The organism is Pseudoneobacillus rhizolycopersici (assembly GCF_054786815.1).
The window spans coordinates 74,521-80,532 of record NZ_JBTOOE010000021.1; the positions used below are offsets into that span (position 1 = coordinate 74,521).

The following is a 6,012-nucleotide window of genomic DNA, read 5'->3' on the forward strand; positions in this document are numbered from 1 at the left end:
ATTGACCATTTTCCAAACTCTAGAATTTTGGGTTCTTTCTACTACTATTTGAAAAATATGGTTACTGACCTCATAGAAAATTATATCAGAATTGGCAAAAGATTAGAATGAATCTCTAAATGGCAGCTCTTATCACTAACACTTTTGTACATCTAAAACAAGCAAAGCTGGTTGATTCAAAATGCTCTTTATCTCATTGCTCCTATCATGGTATTAAATATGTATGTTTGTTTTACAAAACTGCTTTTCCTACCATGATAACCATTATCTTCATACAGCATTCAAATAAGTTTTTTCCTGTTCTTTCTTGAAAATCGCCGTTCGTATCGATTTCACTTTCGGTCCTGTTCGGACTCTTTTTTACTTTCTGTCATAAAAGAAACACAAAAATAAGCAATGCCACGAAAAGAATTAGGCATTGCTTTACTATTAAACTCCTAAACTTACAAGCCTACTCTACACTCCCTTGGGAATAAAAAATCCATAAGGCTACAATTCTTTTATATACCAAGCGTCCATCGCATTATGGTCTGACCCATCTAGAGCTCTTTCAAGTAGTTGAAAACCTAATTTGACGTAAAGAAGATTGGCTACTTCAAGTTTGTTCAATGTTTCTAAGTAACAGTGTGTATAGTGTTCCTTAGCGAAGTCGAGTGCTACATTCATCAATCCCTTCGATAGACCCCTACCTTGCACTTCGGGTCTAATGTATAGTTTTTGCAACTCGCAAATGCCGGCCATTTGTCCAAATGGTGCAATCCCGACTCCTCCAACCACTTCATCTTGTTCATTGACCGCAACCCAATATTTTGCATTCCGTTGTTCCTTATAAAATTGGGCTAGATTGCTCAACTGAGGGTCGAAATAAGCTGTTCCTGGAATATCTAAGTTGAATGATTCCAATGAGCGTTTAATGATTTGTTCCATTGATTGATTGTCTTTTTCCTCTATTTCACGAATTTGCATGGTTTCATCCCCTAGTTCAAAATCATAATATTCTTCAACGCTACTAACTAATTTGCTCAAGAATCTGCTATCGTATCTCTAAATAATTCAGAATAATAGCGAATGGAATTGCCATTTCTTTTTGCCTATGCTATCACTTATTTAGAAAGTTTTTCAAATGATCATACTGTTCCTTAGCGTCATTCCAGCCCAACTCATAAAGATTTTCTAATCGTTTTTTGTTACGCTCTACCCTTCCAACCGGCATGGCCATACTTGGTCGGATCACAAAGACATTTCCGAGCTCTTCTTGTTTATGAATATAATCGAGCGTTTCATTATAGAGTTTATATCGTACCTTCAACTGGTCATTAATTTTAGGATGCTTTTTATACTTGAAAATCGAAGACATTTTACTTGCTCGTTTAAAATAACCTTTTGGTTTCGTTAAGATAATGACATTTTTTTGATATCCATCGATTTGTGCTTTTTTTATCGGAATCGGGTCAACAATTCCACCGTCCAAAAGGTGTCGCTTGTTGTATTCCACACTTGAGGCAACAAATGGCAGTGAACTTGAGGCTCTTAATAGTTTGACGATATGGTCATGATGCTGTCCTTTTTCAAAATAAACCGGTTCACCTGTTTCACAATCAGTTGTGACGATTACGAATCTCTCAGGACTTTTAATAAAAGTATCCAGATCAAATGGTACTAGTTTATTTGGAATTTCATCAAAAATAAAATCCATTCCAAAAAGTTCACGATTCTTTATAAAATTCGATAACGATAAATAACGCTTATCCCCAACATACCCGAGATTCACCTTTTTGTTACGACCGGCTTGTCTGGAAAGATAGGATGCACCCATACAAGCTCCAGCTGAAACACCAATGATGTATGGGAAGTATAGGTCTTCACTCATAAAATATTCTAGCACTCCCGCTGTGTATAATCCACGCATTCCGCCACCTTCAAGAACAAGTCCTGCGTCTATCATGGTCTACTCCCCCATCCCGTCTATCTATTCTATAAAGTTAATGAACATATCATATCAAAATATCTTATATAAATATTACATATTCTAACAAAACTACTTCGAATATGTAAATTTTTTTAACTTCCCTTTGAAACGCAAGAACCGTCCCCATGTTTCGCATATAACTTGCTTAATATCATCGCTTTTCTTTATAATTGATTTTAGGAAGATATTAAATTTTTAGAAAATTTTCCAATACAATCTTTGTAAAAGTTCTCCTACATTCTGAATTTCACTTTCCTCTAAGATTTAACTTCCTTGTTTTGGTAAGTGTATGTTCGTCATCTATTAAACTCCTTAAAATCATGTTTTTAGAATTTTTTCTAAAATGTCTTGAATTATTTATTCTCTTTGTCATGAATTCCGTTAGAAGCAATATTAATGATAATAATTCTAGTTTCTAAGATTCATAAAACTAGATGTTTATTATATACTACTAAACTTATAACAAAGGAGAGATTAAGATTATGGATGCTAAAACCAATAGCAACATGGAAGGATGCCCGTTTCATGGCAGTGCTACAAGCAGCAAATCATCTGGTACGTCAAATCGAGAATGGTGGCCAAATGCATTAAACTTGAATATTCTCCATCAGCATGATAGAAAATCGAACCCAATGGGTGAAGAATTTGATTACGCGAATGAATTTGAAAAGCTAGACTATGATGCTCTTAAGCAAGATCTTCACAATCTCATGACAGACAGTCAGGATTGGTGGCCTGCTGACTATGGACATTATGGACCATTTTTTATCCGAATGTCTTGGCACGCTGCTGGTACATACCGTATGGGAGATGGCCGAGGTGGTGGTGGAACCGGAAACCAACGTTTTGCCCCACTTAACAGCTGGCCAGATAATGGCAATCTCGATAAAGCCAGACGATTGCTCTGGCCAATTAAGCAAAAGTATGGGAACAAGATCTCTTGGGCCGACTTGCTTCTCCTAGCAGGGAATGTTGCGATTGAATCCATGGGAGGAAAGACAGCAGGTTTTGGAGCAGGACGCCCGGACATTTGGCATCCTGAAGAAGACATCTATTGGGGTACTGAAACAGAATGGTTAGGCGATAATCGTTACACCGGTGAACGTGACCTAGAAAATCCGCTTGCTGCAGTTCAGATGGGGCTTATTTATGTAAACCCTGAAGGACCAAACGGTAAACCAGATCCGCTTGCAAGTGCCAAGGACATCCGAGAAACCTTTGCACGGATGGGAATGAACGATGAAGAAACCGTTGCCCTTATTGCTGGCGGGCATACTTTCGGTAAGGCACATGGTGCAGGCGATGCCTCTCAGGTAGATCGTGAGCCAGAAGCTGCTCCGATTGAAGCACAAGGCTTAGGCTGGCTAAGCTCGTACGGTTCCGGTAAAGGTCGTGACACCATCACGAGTGGTATTGAAGGTGCATGGACCGCTAACCCTACTCAATGGGATCATGGTTACTTTGAGCTATTGTTTGGATATGAATGGTGGCTGACAAAGAGTCCTGCCGGCGCATGGCAATGGCTTGTAGTCGATCCAGCTGAGGAACATCTTGCACCTGACGCAGAGGATCCATCTATCAAAGTGCCAACCATGATGACAACTGCTGATATGGCATTGCGTCATGATCCAGAATATGAAAAAATTGCTCGCCGTTTCTATGAGAATCCGGACGAGTTTGCCGATGTATTTGCACGTGCATGGTTTAAACTATTGCATCGTGACATGGGTCCTAAAGCAAGATACCTAGGTCCAGAAGTTCCTAAAGAAGATTTTATCTGGCAAGATCCTGTGCCAGCAGGTAATTATGATTTATCTGATACTGATATAGCAGAGATTAAGGCTAAAATTTTAGACTCAGGACTTACCGTCAGTAAGCTGGTAACTACGGCTTGGGCTTCTGCCAGTACCTACCGTGGCTCCGACCATCGTGGCGGTGCGAATGGTGCTCGTATCCGTCTTGCTCCACAACGAGATTGGGAAGTGAATCAACCAGAACAACTGGCACAAGTACTTCAAGTTCTAGAAGGCATTCAAGCTGAACTAGATCAAAACATCAGTCTGGCCGATTTGATTGTTCTAGGCGGATGTGCCGCCATCGAAAAAGCTGCTCGAGATGCAGGCTTCGATGTAACGGTTCCGTTTGCTCCAGGCCGTGGCGATGCCACACAAGAGCAGACGGATCTAGAAAACTTTGAAGTGCTAGAGCCAGTCGCGGATGGTTTCCGTAACTATCAAAAGCAAAGATATAGTGTAAGTCCAGAAGAGCTACTGGTCGATAAGGCTCAACTATTAAACCTAACTGCATCAGAAATGACAGTACTAATTGGTGGAATGAGGGTTTTAGGTACAAACTTTGGCGGGACACAGCACGGCGTCTTTACCGATTGTGTCGGCCAACTCACAAATGACTTCTTTGTGAACTTACTTGATATGGGCATCCAGTGGAAGCCTGTTTCTGAAAACGTCTATGAAGGACGCGATCGCAAAACGGGGGAACTAGTGCGGACAGCTACTCGAGTAGACCTAGTATTTGGTTCAAACTCTGTCCTGCGTTCCATCGCAGAAGTTTATGCGCAAGATGATAACAAAGAGAAGTTTGTTCGTGATTTTATCGCTGCTTGGGTTAAGGTAATGAATGCAGATCGCTTTGATCTTAAAGCAGTGAACCTTAAGAAAACTCAACTTGCAGGTAAATAAGTAAATGAAGAAACCGCCGTCCCATTGCCGGCGGTTTTTTGGGCTTTAGATTAACGTAGAAATGGTGTTCCGTACCTACTTTAACGAATCAAGTTTACTGCTTTATTGCATTAATAAAATTTAGACCATCCTTATTAGTACCATATGAAAAACTTATTCCGCTTCCTTCATGATATCCCATAAATCCTTTTAGTAAATAAAACACTTTGACTTCCCCATCAACATTAATTTCTACAGAAGCACCATCAAGTTGCCGAATATAGGTCCCTTCAGCCTGAACTACATCATATAATTCCATTGTTTCTTCCAATTTGTCTACCAATGTCCCTTCTTTTGCTCCTACTGGTGGGCCTTCTTCTGTTTTTCCTTTTGTTACTTTAGTTGGTTCTTCAGAAACTTCTTGTTCCTTTTCGATAGCAGCAGTTTCTTCGATCAGATTCGATTGTGATTCTGTTTGAGCCTTATTTCGCAAATCAGAAATTGTTGAACATCCAGAAAGGGCTATAACCATCAACGATGTTGCCCCTATCATAAATCCCTTTTTCATCCTTCTCATCCTCTTTTGTAGTCTCTTGTTTAATAGTCGAGGTTTTAACGAAAAGATTACCTTCTACTGATTAACCACAAAATCCTTTTATACCTCACCATGTAAATATGACGATTTAGATTGAAAAACGTATCAAATTATTCAAGAAAAAGGGTGTGACCTTTTTCAAGCTGTCACACCATGGAACGGAAACCGTTTGAGTTTGGAAGGGACTATATTGAAGTGTTTCCTAAACGATATGCTTTCGCTCGAAGATTGGGAATGACTTTCTCAAAGTGTTTCCTAAACGCTATGATTTCGCCAGAGTTTGGGAATGACTTTCCCAAAGTAATTCCTAAACACTCTGCTTTCTCCCAAGTTTGGGAATGACTTTCCCAAAGTGTTTCCTAAACTTACTGCTTTCTCGCAAGTTTGGGAATGACTTTCTCAAAGTGATTCCTAAACACTCTGCTTTCTCCCAAGTTTGGGAATGACTTTACCAAAGTAATTCCTAAACTCCCTACTTTCTCGCAAGTTTGGGAATGACTTTCCCAAAGTAATTCCTAAACTCACTACTTTCTCGCAAGTTTGGGAATAACTTTCCCAAAGTAATTCCTAAACACTCTGCTTTCTCGCAAGTTTGGGAATGACTTTACCAAAGTGTTTCCTAAACTTACTGCTTTCTCGCAAGTTTGGGAATGACTTTCTCAAAGTAATTCCTAAACACTCTGCTTTCTCGCAAGTTTGGGAATGACTTTCTCAAAGTGTTTCCTAAACTTACTGCTTTCTCGCAAGTTTGGGAATGACTTTCTCAAAGT

At 39.6% G+C, this 6,012-nt stretch carries 4 protein-coding genes; 1 reads left to right on the forward strand and 3 read right to left on the reverse strand.

The window, feature by feature from the left end; translation table 11 throughout:
* Positions 1 to 489: 489 nt before the first annotated feature.
* Both ACX9YW_RS18135 and ACX9YW_RS18140 read right to left on the reverse strand, forming a co-directional pair.
* Positions 490 to 966, reverse strand: coding sequence for a GNAT family N-acetyltransferase (locus tag ACX9YW_RS18135; protein WP_460349061.1), 477 nt, complete (start codon positions 964 to 966; stop codon positions 490 to 492).
* A gap of 133 nt (positions 967 to 1,099) precedes the next feature.
* A complete protein-coding gene (locus tag ACX9YW_RS18140; protein WP_460349063.1) occupies positions 1,100 to 1,945 on the reverse strand; it encodes a patatin-like phospholipase family protein in 846 nt (281 codons plus the stop codon).
* A 506-nt stretch (positions 1,946 to 2,451) separates the two neighbouring features.
* Between ACX9YW_RS18140 and katG the strand changes: the two genes are divergently transcribed.
* The gene (katG, locus tag ACX9YW_RS18145) at positions 2,452 to 4,668 is read left to right on the forward strand and encodes a catalase/peroxidase HPI (RefSeq protein WP_460349065.1); all 2,217 of its coding nucleotides are present in this window, start codon (positions 2,452 to 2,454) and stop codon (positions 4,666 to 4,668) included.
* 94 nt (positions 4,669 to 4,762) lie between these two features.
* Here katG and ACX9YW_RS18150 read toward each other — a convergent pair whose 3' ends face one another.
* A complete protein-coding gene (locus ACX9YW_RS18150; protein WP_460349068.1) occupies positions 4,763 to 5,215 on the reverse strand; it encodes a hypothetical protein in 453 nt (150 codons plus the stop codon).
* Positions 5,216 to 6,012 lie beyond the last annotated feature (797 nt).